Origin of the sequence: Halobacillus sp. BBL2006 (assembly GCF_000786645.1) — a bacterium.
In the GTDB taxonomy this organism is placed as follows: domain Bacteria; phylum Bacillota; class Bacilli; order Bacillales; family Halobacillaceae; genus Halobacillus.
Genome location: NZ_JRNX01000115.1, coordinates 1 through 3,274 on the forward strand (window position 1 = coordinate 1; position 3,274 = coordinate 3,274).

Consider the following 3,274-nt stretch of genomic DNA (forward strand, 5'->3'; position numbering starts at 1 on the left):
TTTTTAATTTTTCTTGTTCTTTAGTTATAACTGTTATACTATAAATATAACAAGCAAACAAAAGGAAGTGTCGCTTTTGTACATTCGCATCGATTTAGAAGGAAAAGACCCAATTTATACGCAATTTAAAAATCAAATCATCGCAGGAATCGCACGGGGAGATCTTAAACCGGGGGAAAGCCTTCCTTCAGTAAGAGCTATGGCTGCTGATATCGGTATCAACTTGCATACAGTGAATAAAGCCTATCAACAATTGAAGCAGGAAGGGTTCATATTAATTCACAGGCAAAAAGGTGTGGTCGTCAATCCGGACGGGGTAGAACCTGCAGATGAAGATTATCTTAGTAATCTTAAGCAGACGCTTCACCCTCTTATTGCTGAAGCTGTTTGCCGGAGTGTAAGTGAAGAGAAGTTTCTTTCTATGTGCAAAGAGTTATTTGTAGAATTTCCAGATGGAAAGGATGATAGGTAATGGATTTTCTAGTGTTCGGTTTAATTTTTTCAGCTGTGATACTCCCCGTCTTCCTATCAATCATGTTTATTCCCTATTGGACAAGAAAAACAGAGAGTTTCGGTGTATCCATACCTGAGGAGGTTTATGAACGAACAGAATTACAGACCATGCGTAAAAAATACTCTGTTTCCATGGGGGCAGCTGGTATAGTAGCGGTCGTCGGTTATTTTGCAGCCGGGATTCTTATGCAAGGTGATGAAAATACATTCAGCTTGCTTCTCAGTGCAATCTTAGTCCTATACATCCTTATCAGTTTCATCGTTTATTTACGGTTCCATAAACAAATGAAAGTAATGAAAGCCAATGAAAATTGGAGCCACGGAAAGTCTCAACAAGTTGTAGTGGATACCAGCTTTAGAACTCAGAGATTAACGTATTCAAATGGCTGGTTCTTTATTGCTTTCGCTATATCTCTTGTTACCCTCGTGCTTACTTTTCAATTCTATGACCGAATACCTGAACGATTCCCAATGCAATATAGTTTTAATGGAGAGGTGACGAACTGGGCAGATAAATCCTACCGTACCGTTCTCCTCATGCCTGTGATGCAATTCTATCTAGCTGCATTATTTTTATTCATTAACAGTATGATTGGGAGGGCAAAGCAGCAAGTCAGCGCGGAGAATCCCGAAGAATCAAAATATAGAAACCTTGTATTTAGAAGAAGATGGTCTGCGTTCATTATTATCACGGGGATTGGAATTACAGTGCTATTTGCTCTTATTCAACTGTCCTTTATCTATGATATAGACGAGCGGTTACTGATCATCCTACCAATATTATTCGGTATTGCCGTTACAATCGGTACAGTCGTGCTTTCTTTTACAACAGGCCAAGGAGGGAGCCGAGTGCAAACTACCACTGATAAGAAAGGGGAAGTCATCGACCGCGATGACGATCGTTACTGGAAACTCGGTCAATTTTATATCAATAAAAACGATCCGGCTCTATTTCTCGAAAAAAGGTTCGGTATAGGGTGGACCATTAACCTTGCCAGTCCGTTTGCTTGGTTGATTCTTATAACGATAATATTATTAGCTGTCGGTTTACCTTTATTGCTAGGAGCCTAATGAGGAGGGAACGTTACACATGTTGAAATGGCTGATGAGTGTGCTTGTTCTTGTGTTTTTCGCAGCTGGATGTAGTGAGGATTCAAATACGAAACAAGAAGGTGAGAAGGAGATGAAAGTTGCAAATCTATCAGGGGATTGGCAGGGTACAATTCAAGTTCCAAACCAACCTTTAGAAATACAGGTTTCCTTTTCAAAAGAGTCCCCGGTTAAAGGGGAAATAACGATTCCTGCTCAAAATGTCGAGGGGTTTTCACTTGCGGATATTAAATTGCAACAAGAAGAGGTATCCTTTCAGATGCCCGTGGCTGGTCAGTCGATTGTATTCAGTGGAAAGGTTAAGGGGGATACAATTGACGGGACGTTTACTCAAGCCGGTCAAAGCTTTCCATTTGATTTAAAGAAAACTTCTGAAAATCAAAAGGCAAATGAAGAGTCAGAGGAATTTATGACGATTAAGACGAAGACAGGAACTTTGTACGGCTCTCTAGTCCTTCCCGAGGAGGGAGAGAATTATCCTGTAGCTCTCATTATTCCGGGATCGGGACCAACGGATCGGAATGGAAACAGTCCTGGTGTAAAAAACAACAGCTTGAGGCTGCTGGCAGAACAACTGGCAGATCAGGGCATTGCAAGTGTTAGGTACGATAAGCGAGGAGCTGGGAAAAATGCACAAGCGGCATCCGCTATGGAGGAAACACGATTTGATCAGTTTGTTGAAGATGCGGCCATGTGGATGGATAAACTTAAACAGGATCAACGGTTTAAAAATATAGCGGTTATCGGTCATAGTCAAGGTTCTCTCGTCGGTATGTTAGGAGCAAAAGAGGCGGAGGTGGACGCCTTCATTTCGATTGCGGGTGCTGGTAGACCAATCGATCAAGTCTTAGAAGAGCAGTTAAAGCAAAGTCTTCCTGACGAGCAATATAAAGAAAGCCTGAGTATTTTGGATGCGTTACGGAGAGGGGAGACGGTGACAGAAGTGAGTGATTCTCTCCAAAGTGTATTTCATCCATCTGTTCAGCCTTTCTTGAAATCCTGGATGGACTACAACCCTGCGGAAGTAATGAAATCGCTAACGGTTCCTGTGCTTTTAGTGAGTGGAGAACATGATATCCAGGTCCCTGTAAAAGATGCGGAATTATTGAAAGATGCTAATCCTGAAGCGGAATTAATCGTAGTGGATAATATGAATCATGTGTTGAAAAAGGCCCCTGAGGATCGTGAAGAAAACCTCAGGACCTATACGGATCCTTCATTGCCGATTGCGGAAGGGCTTGTAGAAAGTATTATAGAATTTTTAAAAGATAACGGATTTAAATAAAATTCTTTGTTGAACTCCAATGTAGCTTTTAGGGCGGTTCCTTTTTAAGAGATCAATTGTCTAAACAAAGTTATTCAACAAACGTGCAGGATTTTTTAAGACTAGATTTCGAGATAACCGGGGTTCGTTGCTGTATATAGAGTCAGGGTTGGTTGGGAAGCAGCTCGCTTTCCTACGGGGATGACGGCAAGTCTCCTCGGACTCCGTCCTGCGGGGTCTCGCCAGCCAATCCATTCCCTCGTTAGTCTCACAGCTTCCCAACCAACCCATTCGATGTATGTGAGAAAGTTCCCCTTTAACCTATAAGGGTTGTCTTCCACTATCCTTGCTTGTTAGGGGTGAGGCGCTCTAGAACAAGCTTTCTAT

General features: G+C 41.9%; 3 protein-coding genes. All 3 read left to right on the plus strand.

Annotated elements, in window-relative coordinates; all coding sequences use genetic code 11:
• Positions 1-76 precede the first annotated feature (76 nt).
• From LD39_RS04265 to LD39_RS04275, 3 genes are read left to right on the plus strand one after another with little or no spacing between them, the layout of a single operon-like run.
• Positions 77-472: a GntR family transcriptional regulator gene (locus tag LD39_RS04265; RefSeq protein ID WP_035543230.1), complete on the plus strand. Its 396-nt coding sequence runs from the start codon at positions 77-79 to the stop codon at positions 470-472.
• Positions 472-1,584 carry a DUF1648 domain-containing protein gene (locus tag LD39_RS04270; protein ID WP_052158726.1) on the plus strand — a complete coding sequence of 371 codons (1,113 nt, stop codon included), beginning with the start codon at positions 472-474 and terminating at the stop codon, positions 1,582-1,584. Before LD39_RS04265 ends, LD39_RS04270 begins: the two co-directional genes overlap by 1 nt.
• Before the next feature lie 19 nt (positions 1,585-1,603).
• The gene (locus LD39_RS04275) at positions 1,604-2,908 is read left to right on the plus strand and encodes a S9 family peptidase (protein WP_035543231.1); all 1,305 of its coding nucleotides are present in this window, start codon (positions 1,604-1,606) and stop codon (positions 2,906-2,908) included.
• Positions 2,909-3,274: the final 366 nt, after the last annotated feature.